The organism is Brachyspira hyodysenteriae ATCC 27164, from assembly GCF_001676785.2.
GTDB classification, from domain to species: domain Bacteria; phylum Spirochaetota; class Brachyspiria; order Brachyspirales; family Brachyspiraceae; genus Brachyspira; species Brachyspira hyodysenteriae.
The window spans coordinates 1,085,065-1,102,645 of record NZ_CP015910.2 but is presented as its reverse complement, the minus strand read 5'-3'; the positions used below and the strand labels follow the sequence as shown (position 1 = coordinate 1,102,645).

The 17,581-nt window shown below is 27.5% G+C and carries 16 protein-coding genes; 5 read left to right on the top strand and 11 right to left on the bottom strand.

The window, feature by feature from the left end; translation table 11 throughout:
• Positions 1-20 precede the first annotated feature (20 nt).
• Genes pepT through BHYOB78_RS04945 form a run of 3 tightly spaced genes read right to left on the bottom strand, consistent with a single transcriptional unit; the run spans position 21 to position 3,328 of the window.
• Positions 21-1,262, bottom strand: a complete 1,242-nt coding sequence (gene pepT / locus BHYOB78_RS04955) for a peptidase T (protein ID WP_020064406.1) — start codon at positions 1,260-1,262, stop codon at positions 21-23.
• Positions 1,263-1,288: 26 nt separating this feature from the next.
• Positions 1,289-2,854: an AbgT family transporter gene (locus tag BHYOB78_RS04950; RefSeq protein WP_020064405.1), complete on the bottom strand. Its 1,566-nt coding sequence runs from the start codon at positions 2,852-2,854 to the stop codon at positions 1,289-1,291.
• 54 nt (positions 2,855-2,908) lie between these two features.
• A complete protein-coding gene (locus BHYOB78_RS04945; protein ID WP_020064404.1) occupies positions 2,909-3,328 on the bottom strand; it encodes an Rrf2 family transcriptional regulator in 420 nt (139 codons plus the stop codon).
• Between the two features lie 145 nt (positions 3,329-3,473).
• Between BHYOB78_RS04945 and BHYOB78_RS04940 the strand changes: the two genes are divergently transcribed.
• From BHYOB78_RS04940 to BHYOB78_RS04925, 4 genes are all read left to right on the top strand, one after another.
• Positions 3,474-4,247: a protein-ADP-ribose hydrolase gene (locus BHYOB78_RS04940; protein WP_020064403.1), complete on the top strand. Its 774-nt coding sequence runs from the start codon at positions 3,474-3,476 to the stop codon at positions 4,245-4,247.
• 14 nt (positions 4,248-4,261) lie between these two features.
• Complete coding sequence (locus BHYOB78_RS04935; protein ID WP_020064402.1) at positions 4,262-5,113, top strand: SIR2 family NAD-dependent protein deacylase; 852 nt, start codon at positions 4,262-4,264, stop codon at positions 5,111-5,113.
• Between the two features lie 114 nt (positions 5,114-5,227).
• On the top strand, positions 5,228-5,863 hold the full coding sequence (locus tag BHYOB78_RS04930) for an NAD(P)-dependent oxidoreductase (RefSeq protein ID WP_020064401.1): 636 nt from the start codon (positions 5,228-5,230) through the stop codon (positions 5,861-5,863).
• Between the two features lie 315 nt (positions 5,864-6,178).
• Complete coding sequence (locus BHYOB78_RS04925; RefSeq protein ID WP_020064400.1) at positions 6,179-7,522, top strand: lytic transglycosylase domain-containing protein; 1,344 nt, start codon at positions 6,179-6,181, stop codon at positions 7,520-7,522.
• Between the two features lie 2 nt (positions 7,523-7,524).
• Here BHYOB78_RS04925 and BHYOB78_RS04920 read toward each other — a convergent pair whose 3' ends face one another.
• From BHYOB78_RS04920 to BHYOB78_RS04900, 5 genes are all read right to left on the bottom strand, one after another.
• Positions 7,525-8,625, bottom strand: a complete 1,101-nt coding sequence (locus BHYOB78_RS04920; RefSeq protein WP_020064399.1) for a glycosyltransferase family 10 domain-containing protein — start codon at positions 8,623-8,625, stop codon at positions 7,525-7,527.
• Positions 8,626-8,631: 6 nt separating this feature from the next.
• The gene (gene gmd / locus BHYOB78_RS04915; RefSeq protein ID WP_020064398.1) at positions 8,632-9,633 is read right to left on the bottom strand and encodes a GDP-mannose 4,6-dehydratase; all 1,002 of its coding nucleotides are present in this window, start codon (positions 9,631-9,633) and stop codon (positions 8,632-8,634) included.
• Between the two features lie 15 nt (positions 9,634-9,648).
• A complete protein-coding gene (locus tag BHYOB78_RS04910; protein ID WP_020064397.1) occupies positions 9,649-10,581 on the bottom strand; it encodes a GDP-L-fucose synthase family protein in 933 nt (310 codons plus the stop codon).
• Between the two features lie 21 nt (positions 10,582-10,602).
• Complete coding sequence (locus BHYOB78_RS04905; protein ID WP_020064396.1) at positions 10,603-12,273, bottom strand: Na/Pi cotransporter family protein; 1,671 nt, start codon at positions 12,271-12,273, stop codon at positions 10,603-10,605.
• Between the two features lie 238 nt (positions 12,274-12,511).
• On the bottom strand, positions 12,512-13,153 hold the full coding sequence (locus BHYOB78_RS04900) for a GNAT family N-acetyltransferase (RefSeq protein WP_020064395.1): 642 nt from the start codon (positions 13,151-13,153) through the stop codon (positions 12,512-12,514).
• 292 nt (positions 13,154-13,445) lie between these two features.
• On the opposite strand from BHYOB78_RS04900, the gene gdhA reads away from it, so the two are divergent.
• A complete protein-coding gene (gdhA, locus tag BHYOB78_RS04895; RefSeq protein ID WP_020064394.1) occupies positions 13,446-14,798 on the top strand; it encodes an NADP-specific glutamate dehydrogenase in 1,353 nt (450 codons plus the stop codon).
• Between the two features lie 152 nt (positions 14,799-14,950).
• On the opposite strand, the gene BHYOB78_RS04890 is transcribed toward gdhA, so the two are convergent.
• The 3 genes from BHYOB78_RS04890 to BHYOB78_RS04880 all read right to left on the bottom strand — a co-directional run bounded on the left by BHYOB78_RS04890 (position 14,951) and on the right by BHYOB78_RS04880 (position 17,414).
• Positions 14,951-15,454, bottom strand: coding sequence for a flavin reductase family protein (locus BHYOB78_RS04890; protein ID WP_020064393.1), 504 nt, complete (start codon positions 15,452-15,454; stop codon positions 14,951-14,953).
• A 142-nt stretch (positions 15,455-15,596) separates the two neighbouring features.
• Positions 15,597-17,042, bottom strand: coding sequence for a tetratricopeptide repeat protein (locus BHYOB78_RS04885; RefSeq protein ID WP_028331324.1), 1,446 nt, complete (start codon positions 17,040-17,042; stop codon positions 15,597-15,599).
• Between the two features lie 24 nt (positions 17,043-17,066).
• Entirely contained in the window at positions 17,067-17,414 is a 348-nt protein-coding gene (locus BHYOB78_RS04880; RefSeq protein ID WP_020064392.1) for an immunity 51 family protein, read from the bottom strand.
• Between the last annotated feature and the right edge of the window lie 167 nt (positions 17,415-17,581).

The window sequence follows — 17,581 nt, the reverse complement described above, 5'->3', positions numbered from 1 at the left end:
ATTAAATTTTGAAATCATAATCATTTAGAAGATATAATTTTTATTATTTCAATGGTAGTTTGTAAACTCTTATAAAATGAAGATATAGGCAGAAACTCATATATAGAATGAAAATTATGAGCACCGGTGAAATAATTAGGAGTAAGAAGACCTTTCGATGATAAAACAGAACCATCAGTGCCGCCTCTCATAGATAAAGTTTTAGGCTCTATATTAAGATTTTTCATAGACTCATACATAACATCTATTGCAAATCTATCATCTTTTATAGAGTCTGATATATTGCTGTACACATCTTGAAGATTTAATTCTATATTAGCTCTAGGGTTTAACTTTGTATATTTTTCAACAGCCTCTTTTACCTTTAGTTTTTTATTTTCATAAAGAGATTTATTATGATCTCTTATGCTCAATCTTAAAGATGCATTTCTCTGATTTCCGCTTATACCCTGAACCCAAATATAACCTTCCTTTTTTTCTGTACATTCAGGAGTTTCTTTTCTGTCAAATTCATTGGCTATATCTATGGCTATTAATATAGGATTAACCAATACATTTTTTGCACTCATAGGATGAGCAGTTACGCCTTCTATATTTATAATTGCAGTAGCAGCATTAAATGTTTCATACACAATCTCCCCTATTTCGCATGAATCTATTGTGTATGCAAAATCAGGTTTAAACACATTCAAATCCAATTCCTTAGAACCTAATAGTCCAATCTCCTCATCAGGTACAAATGCTATGTATATATCACCATGTTCTATATTATTTTCTATGATATATTTTAATGCCGACATAATAGTCGCTATTGCCGCTTTATTATCTGCACCAAGTACGCTAGTTCCATCTGAAAATATAATATCCTCACCTATATAATTATTTATTTCATTATGTTCTGATACTTTGAATATTATATTTTTTTCTTTATTCAAATAAAAATCATCACCTTTGAAATTTAATATTTGAGGATTAACATTTCCATCAAGTCCTATATCAACAGTATCAAGATGAGCCACAAAGCCAACAGAATATACATTATCTTTATTTTTAGGAAGCAATGCTGTAACTATGGCATTATTATTCAATACAATATTTTTTAATCCCAAAGTTTTTAAATCGTCAGCAAGAATACCAGCAAGTTTCATTTGTCCTTCAGAACTTGGTATAGTGTTTGAACCTCCCTTGCTCTGACTTGCTATTTTTACATATTTAAAAAAACTATCTATTTGAATTTTTTTAATATCTTCATTACTAATCATTTATAAACCTTTATAATAAAAACATATTAATGAACAGGAGGATAAACATATCCGCTATTAAAACCTATAGGTATATTCAATGCCCAGAAACCATAAAGCATTATAAGCAATGCAATAAATATTCCTATACTATAAGGTATCATCATTGAAGATAATGTGCCTACTCCTGTTTTCTTACAATATTTTTGACAGTAAGAAATAATCAAAGGATAAAATGAAAACATAGGAGTTACAATGTTCATAGCAGAATCGCTTACTCTGTATGATGCTTGAGTCAATTCCGGAGATATACCAACAGCCATAAGCATAGGTACAAGAACCGGAGCCATTATAGCCCATTTAGATGAAGCAGAACTTATTAATATATCTAATACTCCTGTAAGCAGTATAATACCAGCTATGGTTACCTGAGGAGGCATATTCAAAGATTTCAAAAACTCAGCGCCTGATATAGCCATCAATGTACCTACATTTGAAGTTCCAAACATATATAAAAACTGAGAACAGAAAAAAGCAAATGTTAAAAATGATGCTAGATTTTTTATACTATCAGCCATAGCACCGCTGAAATCTCTTGATGTTTTGAATTTATTAGTTAATTTTCCATATACAAATCCAGGTATTACCAAAAACAAAAATATAACTGGCACTATTGCCTGCATAATAGGTGCATCAGGTGTAGTTAACTGTCCGTCAGGAGCTCTTAATAAAGAGTTTTTAGGTACAAGCAAGGCTATTAAAATAATAATCATAGATATTAAAACTAATATAGCAATATTGAAAGCCTTATTTTCTTTTTTACTTACCAGAGATATATCAGTATTTTCTACTACCGCATCTTTATCAATAGGCATAGTTCTCCATAAAAAAGGCTCTACTATTCTATCAGTTACAAACCATCCTACTAAAATTACAGCAAATGTTGATGAAAAACTTAAGAAATAATTGCATAAAACATTAACAGTGTAAGTTGGATCTATCATTCTTGCTGCATTTTGAGTAAATCCCTGCATTATTGGATCTATTATTGAAGGAGTATAACTTGCAGAATGTCCTCCTGCAAGACCAGCAAATGAAGCAGCAATTCCTGCTAATGGATGCTTTCCAAAAGAAAAAAACATCATAGCAGCTACCGGCATTAATATAACATAAGCAGAATCTGAACTTATATGGCTTAATATAGATATAAACATAACAGCAGGAGTTACAGCTTTTTCCGGTATAACACTTGATATTTTAATTATAATCATTCTAATAAATCCGCTGCCATTGGCTACACCTATACCCAATGTTCCAACAAGTGTTATTCCAAGAGGAGGGAAGCTCACAAAATTGCTTATCATTTTTGTTATAAATTTTGCTAATTCATTAGGAGCAAGCATATTTATAATTTTTATTTGTTCTCCTGTTGTAGGATGAAAATAATTAAATGTAAAATGTGATAATATCCATGAAAGTATAACCATTATAAAAAAAGCTATAAGAAACAAAATAGTTATATCAGGAAGTTTATTACCTAAAAATTCAACTGCTTTTAGAAAATGTTCAAATTTGTTAGTAGTATTTTCTAATTTAATCTCTTCTTTCTTCATAAAATATATCCTCAATATAGACTTTAAATATTATATAATAAATACTAAAATATATTAATTTTTTAATTTTTCATAAATATCTTTTAATGTAGTTTTTTTAAGCTCTTTTTCCATAGCATTCTGCACATCATCTAGTTTAGGCTGAAGTATATCATTAATCCTGCTTCCAACAGGACATTTTTTATTCGGATTTTCATGAAAGCTGAAAAGTTTATTATTATCTAAACTTTCTACTGCATTGAATATATCAAGTAAATTTATATTTTCTATTTTTCTATTTAAAGAAATTCCTCCTGTTCCTCTTTTAACAGTAATAATATCTGCCTTTTGAAGCTGTATTAAAATATTTCTTATTATTACAGGATTAACATTGACACTATCCGATATAAGACTTGATGTCATTTTCTCATCTTTAAATTTTAATATGCAAAGTAATGTGTGAATTGCTATTGTAAATCTCGAACTAATTTTCATACATTCATCCTCAAAATCATTTAAAATTATAATATATTTATACTATTAATGCAAATATAAAAGCATGATTTAGTTGTAATACTTGACATTACAATAAAATTATACTATTATTGTAACAATTATCATTACAACAAGGAGTAAACTCATGAATAAACTATTATTCTTAATAGATTTTTTAATGAAAGAAGGTAATTACAAATATGATGAAAATTTGAATAATGCCATAAAAGAAAAGAATGAAGCAGTATTGCATAATTATTTCAGATATTTAATGAATATAAGAAGTCCAAACAGTATAAGCGAAGAATATTTAAATATAGAAGATGAATATTTACAAGAACTACTGAAAAATAAAACAATAACAAATATAGATGATATAAAACCAATGAATAATAATTTATGTATATGGCAGGGAGATATAACAACTTTAAAAATAGATGCAATAGTAAATGCTGCTAATTCTGCTATGCTTGGATGTTTTATGCCACTTCATAAATGTATAGATAATGCAATACATAGTGCATCAGGAACTAGATTAAGACTTTACTGCAATGAAATTATGAAAGGAAATTTTGAAAAAACCGGAAACTGCATAATAACACCTGCATTTAATTTGCCTAGTAAATACATTTTACATACAGTAGGTCCAATAATACAAAATGAAGTTTCAAAAAAAGATGAAGAGCTTTTATCTAAATGTTATAAATCATGTTTGGAAACAGCTAAAAATAATAATATAAAAAGTATTGCATTTTGCTGCATATCTACAGGAGAGTTTAGATTTCCAAATGAATTAGCTGCCTATATAGCAGTTAAAGCCGTAAACAACTTTTTAAATAATACTAAATATGATATCAAAATTGTATTCAATGTATTTAAAGATTTAGATTACAAACTTTATAATAATATTTTAAATTAATCAGGAGCAATAATATGAATGAAAAACTAAATGATATTAAATCAACAGAAAAGTTAAAATCAGCTATAGAAAAATCAGATTATATATTAATAGGAGCTGGTGCAGGACTTTCATCTTCTGCCGGATTTCTGTATGATGGAAAAAGATTTGATGATAACTTCAAAGAATACAAAGAAAAATATGGCTTAACAGATATGTACAGTGCCGGATTCTATAACTACCCTAGCTTAGAAGAATTTTGGGGATATTTCTCTCTATTTGTTTATATTAACAGATATGATTTAAAAGCAGATGAAACACATTTAAACCTTTTAAACATAGTAAAAAATAAAAATTATTTTGTCATTACAACAAATGTTGATGGAAGATTTGAAGAAGCTAATTTTGATAAAGAAAGACTATTTAAAGTTCAAGGAGATTATTCTCTTTTTCAATGCTCTGTACCATGCAAACAGGAAACTTTTTACAATGAAAAATATATCAGAGAAATGGTTAAATCTAGAAAAAACATGAAAATACCTTCAGAACTTATACCTAAATGTCCTCATTGCGGTGCTAATATGTCGATGAATTTAAGAAGCGATAATACATTCGTTCAAGATGAAAATTGGTATAAAGCCAAAGATAAATATAAATCTTTTTTGAATAATTCCCAAAACAAAAATATATTATTTTTAGAATTGGGTGTAGGATTTAATACTCCGGGTATCATAAAATATTCTTTTTGGGAAATGGCATTAAAAAATAAAAATTCAATTTATGCCTCTATTAATTTAAATAACTGTTTAGCTATATCTGGTTTGGAAAATCGTTCTATATGTATAGATGATGATATATCTAAAGTTTTAAAATATATAAAAAGTTAAAAATTTTAGTTGTAATACTTGACATTACAACTAAACCATGTTATTATGATTGTAACAATAGCTATTACAACTCTTTAATTAAAGAAAATATTTTATATAAAAAGGAGAATTAAAATGAAAATTGCAATAATAGCAGCAAACGGAAGAGCCGGAAAATTAATCATGAATGAGGCATTAGAAAGAGGGATAGATGTTACAGCCATAGTAAGAGATAAAACAAAAATAAATAATTCAAAAGCAAAAGTTATAGAAAAAGATTTATTCGATTTGACAAAAGATGATTTGAAAGAATTCGATACTGTAGTAAGTGCATTCGGAGTATGGGAAGAAAAAGAGCTTGATAAGCATTCATTAGTTATAGAGCATTTATGTAAAATACTTGCCAATACCAATATTAGATTAATGGTAATAGGAGGTGCAGGAAGTTTATATGTAAATAAAGAGCATACTATGATATTAAAAGATACACCTGATTTTCCAGATATTTTTATGGGTGTAGCTGTAAGTTCTATTAAGGCATTTGATATATTAAAAAGTAAAAAAGATGTTTTATGGACTTACATATCACCTTCTGCTGATTTCCAAGCTGACGGAGAAAAAACAGGACAATATAATATAGGACATGATGAATTACTTTTCAACTCAAAAGGTGAAAGTGCTATTAGTTATGCTGATTATGCCATAGCTTTTGTTGATGAAATACAGAATAAAAAATATTTAAATCAACAAATAACATTCTGCTCAAAATAATAATTAATAGTGGAGTTAGTGGAGTTAATAGAGAAAATTATATTCTCTATTAACTTCCTATAACTCTATATTATAAAACAGTATGGTAAAAAACTATACAACAACATCATAATAAAACGTTACGCATCATAACAAAAATATAAAAATATCACTATATTTATAAAATTAAATTTATTTGCAATATATCCGATTTTAAAATGTAAAAATAACTTGAAAATCTTTCAATAATAATGTTAAATATATCAATAATTTTAAGGCAGGTTTATTATTAAAAATATAAAAAAATATATAGTAATTATTTTCCTCATAATAATAATGTTATTTGCAAACTCTTGCGATACTTTCGATATGTATATAAGAAAGGCATTAGATGGTGTAAATTTATATGAACTTAGTGTTTTCGGAGAATCTCTTGGACGCGATATAAAAGTTGTAGAGCTAAGAGGTTTTGATGTAAATAACTTTAGAAGCGATAGAGTTTCCTACTATATAAATAGATATCAGGGAAGCTGGAAGCCTTACATGCAGAAAATTATAGACAGATCTCAAATATATCTACCCTATATAAAGGAAGTATTTGCTGAAAAAGGAGTACCTGAAGATTTAGTTTACCTACCTATAATAGAAAGCGATTTCAATCCTCAGGCAGTTTCTCATGCAGGTGCTGCCGGACTTTGGCAATTTATGCCTATGACAGGTGCTATATACAATCTTAAAGTTAATTATTGGTCTGATGACAGATTCGATCCTGAAAGATCAACAAAAGCTGCTGCTGATCACTTAGTAAGACTTGATAAAAATTTTAAATCTTGGGTTATTGCTCTAATAGCTTATAATGCCGGAGGAGGAAGGATATCAAGAGCTATAAGAGAAGTAAAAAGTAATGATTTTGAGGATCTATTAAAGGCAGGAGTTCTTCCTAAAGAAACTGAAGAATATATACCAAAATATGTTGCTGCTGTTATAATAGCAAAAAATCCTGAAAAATTTGGATTTAAAGTGAATAAACCTAAGGTAGTATTTCCTCAGGGTGATTTAGTTTATGTTGATGATGCTGCTGATTTATCTGTTATTGCTAAAATGATAGATGTTGATACTGAAGATTTGAAAGCTTTAAATCCTCATTTAGCAAGAGGAGTAACTCCTCCTGGTATGGTTAGATATCCTTTAAGAGTTCCTGAAGGATTAGGAGATAAATTCAATGAAACCTTCGCTAAAATACCTGCTTCGGAAAGAGTTACTTTCAGAAGACATGAAGTAAAAATGAATGAAACTCTTTCTCACCTTTCTAAATTTTATGGTGTTCCTATAAATGCTATAGTAGAAATTAATAAATTAAAATCAAGAAGTCTTAATATAGGTCAGCAGGTAATGATTCCTATACAAGGTCTTGATAATGCTAAACAGGTTGATTTGGCTCAATATGAAGAAGAACAGCAAAGAATAAGAGAAGGTAAATTTGTTTATTTTGAATCTTTGCCTCCTCCTGATTATGAGTATAAAGATATAATGTATCATGTTAGAGCTGGTGATACGCTTTGGATTATTGCAAGAAGATTTCATATTGATATAGCAGAAATAAAAGCTTGGAATAAATTAAATAGTAATGTACTTTCTATAGGTACAGAAATATTCTTAAGAATACCTGTAAATAAATAATATTATTTAAGTCTCTCATTTATTAGAGTTTCTAATCTATTTAATATTTTTACTCTTCTCTCCCAAAGATAATCAACCATAGAGTCGTATATTTTTATTTGTTCTTGAAAAGCATCGAATAATTTATCATCTTTATGAAGTTTTTCTATTTCTTTTATAAGTTCTGTATTATCTTCATCTTTTTTAAAGAATAATAATGCATTTTTATTAACTAAATCAAGTTCTATATTATCATCTCCATTGTATATTGGTATGCATCCTGATTTAAAAGCATCAAAAAGTTTTTCTGTGATATATCCGTCACTGATTGTATTTTCAGGACATATATTAAATTTAAAATCTTTTAAATATTCCGTTTTTACATCATTAAAGTTTTGTTTTAATGTATCATCATTATGAAATAATTTACTTGGACAGCTTATAGAATCTATTTTTTTTATTTGATTATACATTTGAGTTCTTATATTAGTGGCATCATGACTAGCAACCAATGAAGCAAATCTATTTTTTTTAGATTTAGCATTATTAATATCATCTATAATTTTCTTGATATTATCTTTAGTGTAGTTTTTATTATCTAAAAGTCCATGAAAATTATAAAATATCCAAATAGGAAATCGTACATAATTTTTATATTTATCCTCATCTACCCTATCAAAACCAAGAGATAAATCTACATCATTAACACAATTATCATAATATTGTCTCCAAGATTTATCTATTGCATCTTTTGAAACGCACTCTCCTGTATAGAATATTTTAATTTTTGCTTTAGAGTTTTCTAAAAAATATCTTTTACCTACAGGAGCAAAAAATTCTATATCAGGATTGTAGCTTATTTCTAAATCATCAATATAATTATTTTTTATTAAATTATAAAAATAATTATTAGTAAACTCATTCTCATTTACAGACCAATCATTTCTTACAAAAAAAGTTATTTTATTTCCTATATTATTTTTATAATGATTATAATTTATTTTATAACCTAAATCTTTTAAATATACAGAATTGATTCTTATGCTATTTCTAATTTTTTTAAAAGGAATAGCCCATACCAAATATTCAATCAAATTTTTTTTTAAAAATAATTTATTATTCATGAATAATTAATTTTTAAATTTATCTAAACTTAAACCTACAGTTTTCAAATCATATTCAAGCATTATTTTAACTAATTCTTTAAATGTAGTTTTTGGTTTCCATCCTAATTTTTCTTTTGCTTTTGTAGGATCTCCTAATAAAAGATCAACCTCTGCAGGTCTGTAATATCTAGGATCTATTTCTACATATTTTTTCCAATCAAGCCCAACAAGTCCGAAAGCTTCATCTAAAAATTCTCTAACAGAATGTGTCTCTCCTGTAGCTATAACATAATCATCAGCCTTTTCCTGCTGAAGCATAAGCCACATAGCTTCAACATAATCCTTAGCATATCCCCAGTCTCTTTTAGAATCTAAATTACCTAAATATAATTTATCTTGTTCTTTATTTAGTATTCTAGCAATGGCATGCGTAATTTTTTTAGTAACAAAAGTCTCTCCTCTTCTAGGACTTTCATGATTAAATAGTATACCATTACAAGCATACATATCATAACTTTCTCTATAATTAACAGTAATCCAATATGAATACACTTTAGCACAAGCATAAGGACTTCTAGGATAAAAAGGAGTTTTTTCTGTCTGAGGTGTTTCTACAACTTTTCCATACAATTCACTAGTTGATGCTTGATAAAATTTTGTTTTTATCTGAGTTTCTTTAATAGCATCTAATAATCTTATTGTACCAAGTCCTGTAACATCAGCAGTATATTCAGGCATATCAAAACTTACTCTTACATGGCTTTGCGCTGCCAAATTATATATTTCATCAGGCTGTATCTTTTCTAATATTCTAGATAAATTAGAACTGTCTGATAAATCTCCATAATGAAGAAACATTCTTACATCATTAATATGCGGATCACTATAAAGATGATCTATTCTTTCCGTATTAAAAGATGAACTTCTTCTAATAATTCCATGTACTTCATAACCTTTTTCTAATAAAAGTTCTGTTAAATAAGAACCATCCTGTCCTGTTATTCCTGTGATAAGTGCTTTCTTCATATTTGTATTCCTATGTTATTGATTATAATTTTTCAAAAAATCGTTATAAGCTATTTTTAATCCTTCTTCAAGTTCTATTCTATATTTCCAGCCTAATGAATTAATTTTTGATACATCAAGCAATTTTCTCATAGTACCATCCGGTTTAGAACTATCCAATATTATATTTCCTTCAAAGCCTATTACTTTTTTTATTAACTCTGCTAATTCTTTTATAGTAACTTCTTTTCCTGAACCTATGTTTATAAACTTTCCTATATCTTTATGACTCTTATTTTCCATCAAATAAAGACATGCTTCAGCTAAATCATCAGAAAACATAAATTCTCTTAAAGGAGTACCGCTTCCCCAAATAGTTGTTTCTTTAAGATTATTTATCTTAGCCTCATGAAATCTTCTAATAAGCATTGGTATAACATGAGCATTTTCAGGATGATAATTATCATTTATACCATAAAGATTACATGGCATTACGGCTATATAATCTGTATTATATTGTCTGTTATAAGCATCGCATAATTCTATACCTGCAATTTTAGCTAAGGCATAAGGCCTATTTGTACTTTCTAAATATCCTGAAAGCAAATATTCTTCTTTTATAGGCTGAGGACATTCCTTAGGATATATACAGCTAGAACCTAAAAACATTAACTTTTCAACATTATATTTATATGATGCTTCTATGATGTTATTTTGTATTTGCAAATTATATAATAAAAAATCAACAGGATAGGTATTATTCGCATATATTCCGCCTACTTTAGCTGCTGATAAAAATACCCACTGTGGCCTTTCTTGTTCAAAGAAATTAAATACTTCTTCTCTGTTTCTTAAATCTAATTCTGAATGTGTTTTTCTTAATATATTATTATATCCATTTTTAGTAAGAACTCTGTCTATAGCACTTCCTACCAAACCTTTATGTCCTGCTATATATACCTTCTTCACAATGCTGCCCCCAAAAAAATCTTATTTATCTTTTCCTGTTATTGCCTCTACTATATTAACTAAATTGGCAATAGAACGGTTAAAATATACTAATACATCTCCGTATAAGTGAGCATTTAAAGCAGGTATTAATGATTTATCAACATTATCATAATGTCTTTCTCTAGCTTCATAATAAAAACCTTTAATCTGATGATATTTTTCCATAGCCTCATCATAAGTTTTTTCTTTATTTAAAGAATAATATTGAAGTATTAATCCTGATAAATAATCTATAAAATCTTTATTATTATGAAGCATTTTTATTATATCTTCTTTTTGAGTTTCACTAAATAATGTTTTCTTTTCATTTCCTTTAATAATAGCTTTTCCCAAGTCCTTTAAATTATCACCTAAATTTTCATAATATGTGCTTATATTTATAAGAGAAGCAATATTAGCTGAGTTCAAAGTATTCTTACCTAGCAACTTCAATAAAAAGGCATGAATTTCCTGATCCGTATTATCCAGCATTTTTTCATGATCTCTTATCTTTGTAAGAAGTTTCTCACTTGGATTATCAAATAATTGTTCTATTCTAGAAAGCATCTTCTTAGCAATATCGCCCATATATGTAACTTCTTTTCTTACTTCTATTTCAGCAGAAACAGGCATATTAAGAAGTTTATCAGAAAGAACACTAACATGTTTTTCATCTTCTTTATCTTTAATAATTATACAAACTACTTTTTCTAATTTTTCTGTTAAGAAGTAAAATACTATAACGTTTATAATATTAAACATAGTATGTGCGGCTGCTATATAGAATGATATATTGACATATTTATTGTTTACTACAAGATTAGGGTCACCTATATTCATAAAACCAACAATCACATCAACTAATTTTATATAGTATGGGAATAGGAAGAACATATAAACAACACCGAATATATTGAATAAACAGTGTACCAAAGCTGCTCTTTTAGCATTAGTTGAAGCTCCAAGAGTAGCTAAAACAGCAGTTATTGTTGTACCTATGTTTTGTCCTAATATTAATGCCACTCCTGTAGGATAATCTATCAATCCAACAGAAGCTAATGATATAGTTACACCCAAAGCAGCACTACTAGACTGTATTATGGCTGTTACAACCATACCTATCACTACGCATAGGAATCTTCCATACATTGTGTCAGCATTAGCCATTAAAAACACTTTTTCAAAATCTTCAGAACCTCTTACACCTTCAAATGCTGTTTTCATAAGTATAAGTCCGTAGAATATCATACCGAATCCCATCAGTATTTCACCGAAAAATCTTAGCTTTCTATTCTCTGAACCGAATATTACAATTATGGAACCTATACCAAGAGAAGGTAATGCCAGAACATCTATATTTAATGATATTATCCAACCTGTAACTGTAGTACCTATATTAGCACCTAATATTATATTAATAGCCTGCGATAAAGTAAGCAAATTAGCATTTACGAAACTTACTGTCATTACTGTAACCGCACTACTAGACTGAACTATAGCAGTTATAAGAAAACCTAAAGATATTCCTAATATTTTATTTTGAGTAACTTTATGAAGTATATCTTTTAATGCGTTTTCTGTACTTTCCTGAAGACCATCTGAAAAAACTTTAAGACCGTACATAAAAAGTCCGAATCCGCCGACTAAATAAAAAGATAATGTTAGAAGCATATTTGTATCCTATAAATTTTATAAAACTAGGAGTGCTTAGAATATCATAAATAGCTAAAAAGTCAATCAAAATAATTTATTATGTTAACAAATTGTAACATTTATATCATTTTATATAAAAATAATATACAATATATTTACAAATTAATGATATTTAATATAAAATAGCAGAAATATGCATATTTAAGTTTTCTTATTTATTTTTATGAATATTGAAAATTAATGGAATTGTAGATAATTAAAATTGATTTATTTCAGAAGTTTCTACGACATACAAAAATTCTTTATTGGCTTTATCAAATTTTAATTTATTATATTCTTTTAAAGGCATTTGTTTTTTCAAATAAGGCAAGGCAATATTTAAATGATTTTCTCTATATCCTATTTTTTCATCAGTAAGCAAAACAAATCCTAAATAAGTATATAGTTTAATAGCCCTAAAACTTCCAGCCTGAGTATGCAGAAATATTGGAAAGTCTTTTTCATCTATAGAATTAATAACATAAGAGATTAAAGCCCTTCCTATACCCTGCCCTTCATATTCTTTTTTAACTTTAAACCAATGTATTGTAGTTATAAGATTATAAGCCTTCCAAGCAAAGCATGTTCCTACAGGAGTATCATTTTCATCACAAATAAATAAGCATTTTTCAAAAAATAATCCTTCATTACTTCCATATACATCTTTAAAATATTGCTCCATAAAACTTCTATAGTTCTTCTTATCTTCTTCATTATCAAATGGAAATTCAAACCATAAGTTTAATTCATCTCTTTTACAATTTCTTATATGATAACCATTAGGAATATCTGATAATGCATTTTTATTAATTGATTTGCACATCATAAATAAATTACTATCTTCTAGTTTTATACTCATTATCTATTATTAGACCATATCTATTATATTAAATTTTATCTTTTTTCTATTAAATATATTAATTCATCTTTTTCTTATGGTTTATATTTTTCTTTATACATAATATATACTTAATTATTTTTTATAAAATACAACATTTTGAACTATATTTCAATTTTTTATATAAAAATTATAAATTTATTAAAAAAAATAATAATATTAACAAAAAACCGGTTACATTACTATTGACAATAATACTATTTAGTATATAATGCTTTCAGCAAATAAAAAAAATAAAAAAGGAGATTAATTTATGTCTTCTCAAATGAACGAACAATTAGAAGCCATTTACAACAAAATAGTAAAAAGAAATCCTGGTGAAGCAGAATTTCACCAAGCAGTGAAAGAAGTGTTAAGCACCTTAGAAGTTGTATTGAAGAAAAAGCCTCATTATATTGAACAGAAGATAATAGAAAGAATATGCGAACCTGAAAGACAAATTATGTTCAGAGTTCCTTGGATGGATGATAAAGGAGAAATACATGTAAACAGAGGTTTCCGTGTACAGTTCTCAAGCGTTATAGGACCATACAAAGGCGGACTTCGTTTTCACCCATCTGTTTATTTAGGTATTATCAAATTCTTAAGTTTTGAACAAATATTCAAAAATGCTTTAACAGGCTTACCTATAGGCGGTGGTAAAGGAGGTTCTGACTTCGATCCTAAAGGAAAAAGTGATAATGAAGTTATGCGTTTCTGCCAAAGCTTTATGACAGAACTTCAAAGACATATAGGATATGATATAGATGTTCCTGCTGGTGATATAGGAGTTGGTGCTAGAGAGATAGGATATTTATTCGGTCAATATAAAAGACTAAAAAATAGATTTGAACCAGGTGTATTAACAGGTAAAGGCTTAGGCTACGGCGGTTCTTTAGCTCGTACTGAAGCTACTGGTTACGGACTTGTATACTTCACTGACCTTATGCTTAAAACTAACGGCAAAAATGGTTTTGAAGGTAAAAAAGTAATAGTTTCAGGTTCTGGTAACGTTGCTATATATGCTATGCAGAAAGCTACTCAATTAGGTGCTAAAGTTGTTGCTTGTTCTGACTCTAATGGTGTTGTTTACGATGAAAACGGTATCAATTTAGACACTGTTAAAAGATTAAAAGAAGTAGAAAGAAAAAGAATTAAAGAGTATGTTAATACTCATTCTTCTGCTAAATATATGGAAAATGGAAATATTTGGGATATTGCCTGCGATATTGCTTTGCCTTGTGCTACTCAAAATGAACTTGATGCTAAAAGTGCTGAAACATTAGTTAAAAACGGATGTATATCTGTTACTGAAGGAGCTAATATGCCTGCTACTCCTGAGGCTGTTGAAGTGTTCCAAAAAGCTGGTATTCTTTATGCTCCTGGTAAAGCTACAAATGCTGGAGGTGTTGCTACTTCTGCTTTAGAGATGCAGCAAAATGCTTCTATGGATAAATGGGATTTTGATTATACTGACGGTAAACTTAAAAATATTATGACTAATATCCATGATACTTGCTATCATACAGCTGAAGAGTACGGATGTAAAGGCGATTACTTGAAAGGTGCTAATATAGCAGGATTTGTTAAAGTTGCTGATATAATGATTCCTTATGGTTTGATTTAATATACAATACTCATTTTATAGTAAAAAGGCCGCTAGCATATTTACATATATGCTAACGGCTTTATTATTGCTTTAATTAAATAATTGCTTCATTAATAACATAATAATAAAATTTATATAACTTCATAATAATATACAAACAAAATAATCTATTATACCTCTTTAGCTGATGCTATTTTAGCATAACCTTCCCAAGCAAATACAGCTTTTTCTTTATAATCAGCATATACTTCTTCAACATCGCATATATATAAATTATGATCTCCTGTTTCAATAAATTCTTTTAAACTACATTGAATAGCAGCAGCACTATGACAAGGAATTTTTATATCACTTGTAGGAATACTCTGCATTTTTATACCCAAGTTTCTTATTTTATCAATATCTCTTCCGCTATACATACCGCATCCTATTACAATTTCTTTAATATTCTCACCAGGAATTGTAATTATAACTTTTTTATTTTCACGAACTAACTCTCCACCGTATGAATCTTTAGTCATTGCATAAGCTATCATACTTGGATTATAAGATAAATAAGTATACCAAGATACTGCGGTAATATTAGTATCTCCATCAGGCTTCTTAATGCATACTAATGCCACAGGATTTGGAGAAGTGATTGTTGATACTTTTGCTAAATTTATTTTTTCCATGAAATACTCCTATAAAAAATATTTAATATGATAATTAATTTATATAAAAAAACAAGTGCATACTATAAGTAATAAACTAATATACAATTAATTATTAAAAATAATAGCAATGCACTAAAAATCACATTACTATATTTTTTAATTAATCATTAAAACTTTTTATAATTTCAGAATACTGTCTGAATCTTAATAATCTAAATTTATAATTATATTTTTTAAGAACTTCTTCAGCTCTCTTTATAAAATCATATTGATTGTATAAAAGTAAATCTATATATCCTCCTATCATACCAAAAGCACTGCCTAATACTACACCTATTTCCTTACCGCTTCCTCTCTCACCCATTACGCTTTCAAGCTCATCTGTAATATTATTTCTCTCTTCAAGAAGTTTTTTATTTATATCTTCAACATTAAAATCATTATCTTTATTATCTGAAAATGCATAAGCCAAATATACAGCCCTTGCTCCCATTTTTGAAATATTAACAATAGCATCTATATTGTAATTGGCATAATCATCAATAAGTTCCATATAGCATGTATTACCAATAAATATATCTTCTCTGAAAAAATTATCTGTAGGTTTACATTCATAAACTGTATATCTATTTATAGGATCTAAAATAATATCCTTATTTTTACTTTTTAGTATATTCATGATAAAGTCATAAAGTTTTGTAAGCTCTATCATGCTATCAAGTTTTTTATCGCTTTTTTCAACGTTTCCTAAATATAATCTTGATATATTCTCACCTATAGCATGCTCAAGCATTATATAAAAAGCATTATATGCATAATTTTCATCTAATTGATTTAAGATTTTATTATAGAATTTAAAATTAAATAAATTAGTATCTTCATCATATTCAGAGTATACTAAAATATCTTTAAAGCTCAAATCTTCATTATACATTCTGAAATTAGAATCTTCTATATCTTGTTTTTGCATATAAGGAGAAAATTTCCATTTACTTTTTAATTTATCAGGCATAGCAGCTGTTATTCTAGGAGTAAGATAAAATAAATATTCCTTACCCTCTATAGTGAATGTAAACTCATAATCACCGCCGAAATTAAACTGCAAATCATTAGATATTAAAGATACACCATTAGAAACAAATTCGATTATTTCTTCTGATGACATATTAGATTTTTTATCTATAAAATCTGATATAACTTTCTCATTTTCTTCAAACCATTTCCAAAATCTATTTACTCTCTCTTCAAAATTGATTCCATTATCTTTATCTTCAGAGCATAGCATATAAAAATTATAAGCATCTGCATCTTCATTATTTAAATCATAAGCTTTTTTAAAATACATTTCTGCATTTTCTTTATCGCCTTTGTAATAATAAGCATAACCTACCCTATAATTCCATAAAGCATCATCAATTCCTTCTTCTCTTATATACATCAAATTATCTAATGCTTTATCATAGTTTTCTGTATTATTATAAGCTCTCGCAAGTAAACTAAAAAGTTCTATATCTCTTTCATCTTCCGGGATTGAAGTTATAATTTCAATAATTTTTTCATGCTCATCATCTTCATGCAATCTATTTATTTCTTCTATTATACTCATAATACCCCCTCTAAAAACTATATATTAATCAAGTTCAGCTCTTGAAAATAGATTTCTTATTAATTTATCATCCTCGCATGCATCTTTAAAAGATAAAGCAAATTTCTTTAATGCTTCAATATCACTGCTGTAAGCACAAAACATACTTGCTTCAGAATCAAAATCGATAACATCTTTTAATTCAGGAACTTTTTCATTTAAAAATACCAAAGCTAATGACTGCCAATCATAACCGCAGCCTTCAAAACCTTCGTCTTCTCTTTCTTCAAATACTTCTGCTTTATACTCTCCTACATTAAGACAAAGAGAAGCAGTATTTTCATGTTCTACAAAAAAGAAAGGTTTTATTTTTTCATCAAAGCTGTTACTCATTATCATTTCCTTTTGGTTAAATTATTAGATATATTATAATTATATAAACTTTTTTTCCTAAAACAAGATAGTATCATATTAGAGTTTATAGAAAATATAAATATTAAGACTTTTATTGATAAAAAATATTTTAGAAGAAAATAATATATACTATTATAAAATAAAAA

Excerpts from the sequence above, each read along its gene's own strand:
- pepT (WP_020064406.1), bottom strand. The coding sequence starts at position 1,262 with ATGATTAGTAATGAAGATATTAAAAAAATTCAAATAGATAGTTTTTTT.
- BHYOB78_RS04950 (WP_020064405.1), bottom strand. The coding sequence starts at position 2,854 with ATGAAGAAAGAAGAGATTAAATTAGAAAATACTACTAACAAATTTGAA.
- BHYOB78_RS04945 (WP_020064404.1), bottom strand. The coding sequence starts at position 3,328 with ATGAAAATTAGTTCGAGATTTACAATAGCAATTCACACATTACTTTGC.
- BHYOB78_RS04940 (WP_020064403.1), top strand. The coding sequence starts at position 3,474 with ATGAATAAACTATTATTCTTAATAGATTTTTTAATGAAAGAAGGTAAT.
- BHYOB78_RS04935 (WP_020064402.1), top strand. The coding sequence starts at position 4,262 with ATGAATGAAAAACTAAATGATATTAAATCAACAGAAAAGTTAAAATCA.
- BHYOB78_RS04930 (WP_020064401.1), top strand. The coding sequence starts at position 5,228 with ATGAAAATTGCAATAATAGCAGCAAACGGAAGAGCCGGAAAATTAATC.
- BHYOB78_RS04925 (WP_020064400.1), top strand. The coding sequence starts at position 6,179 with ATGTTATTTGCAAACTCTTGCGATACTTTCGATATGTATATAAGAAAG.
- BHYOB78_RS04920 (WP_020064399.1), bottom strand. The coding sequence starts at position 8,625 with ATGAATAATAAATTATTTTTAAAAAAAAATTTGATTGAATATTTGGTA.
- gmd (WP_020064398.1), bottom strand. The coding sequence starts at position 9,633 with ATGAAGAAAGCACTTATCACAGGAATAACAGGACAGGATGGTTCTTAT.
- BHYOB78_RS04905 (WP_020064396.1), bottom strand. The coding sequence starts at position 12,273 with ATGCTTCTAACATTATCTTTTTATTTAGTCGGCGGATTCGGACTTTTT.
- BHYOB78_RS04900 (WP_020064395.1), bottom strand. The coding sequence starts at position 13,153 with ATGAGTATAAAACTAGAAGATAGTAATTTATTTATGATGTGCAAATCA.
- gdhA (WP_020064394.1), top strand. The coding sequence starts at position 13,446 with ATGTCTTCTCAAATGAACGAACAATTAGAAGCCATTTACAACAAAATA.
- BHYOB78_RS04890 (WP_020064393.1), bottom strand. The coding sequence starts at position 15,454 with ATGGAAAAAATAAATTTAGCAAAAGTATCAACAATCACTTCTCCAAAT.
- BHYOB78_RS04885 (WP_028331324.1), bottom strand. The coding sequence starts at position 17,042 with ATGAGTATAATAGAAGAAATAAATAGATTGCATGAAGATGATGAGCAT.
- BHYOB78_RS04880 (WP_020064392.1), bottom strand. The coding sequence starts at position 17,414 with ATGAGTAACAGCTTTGATGAAAAAATAAAACCTTTCTTTTTTGTAGAA.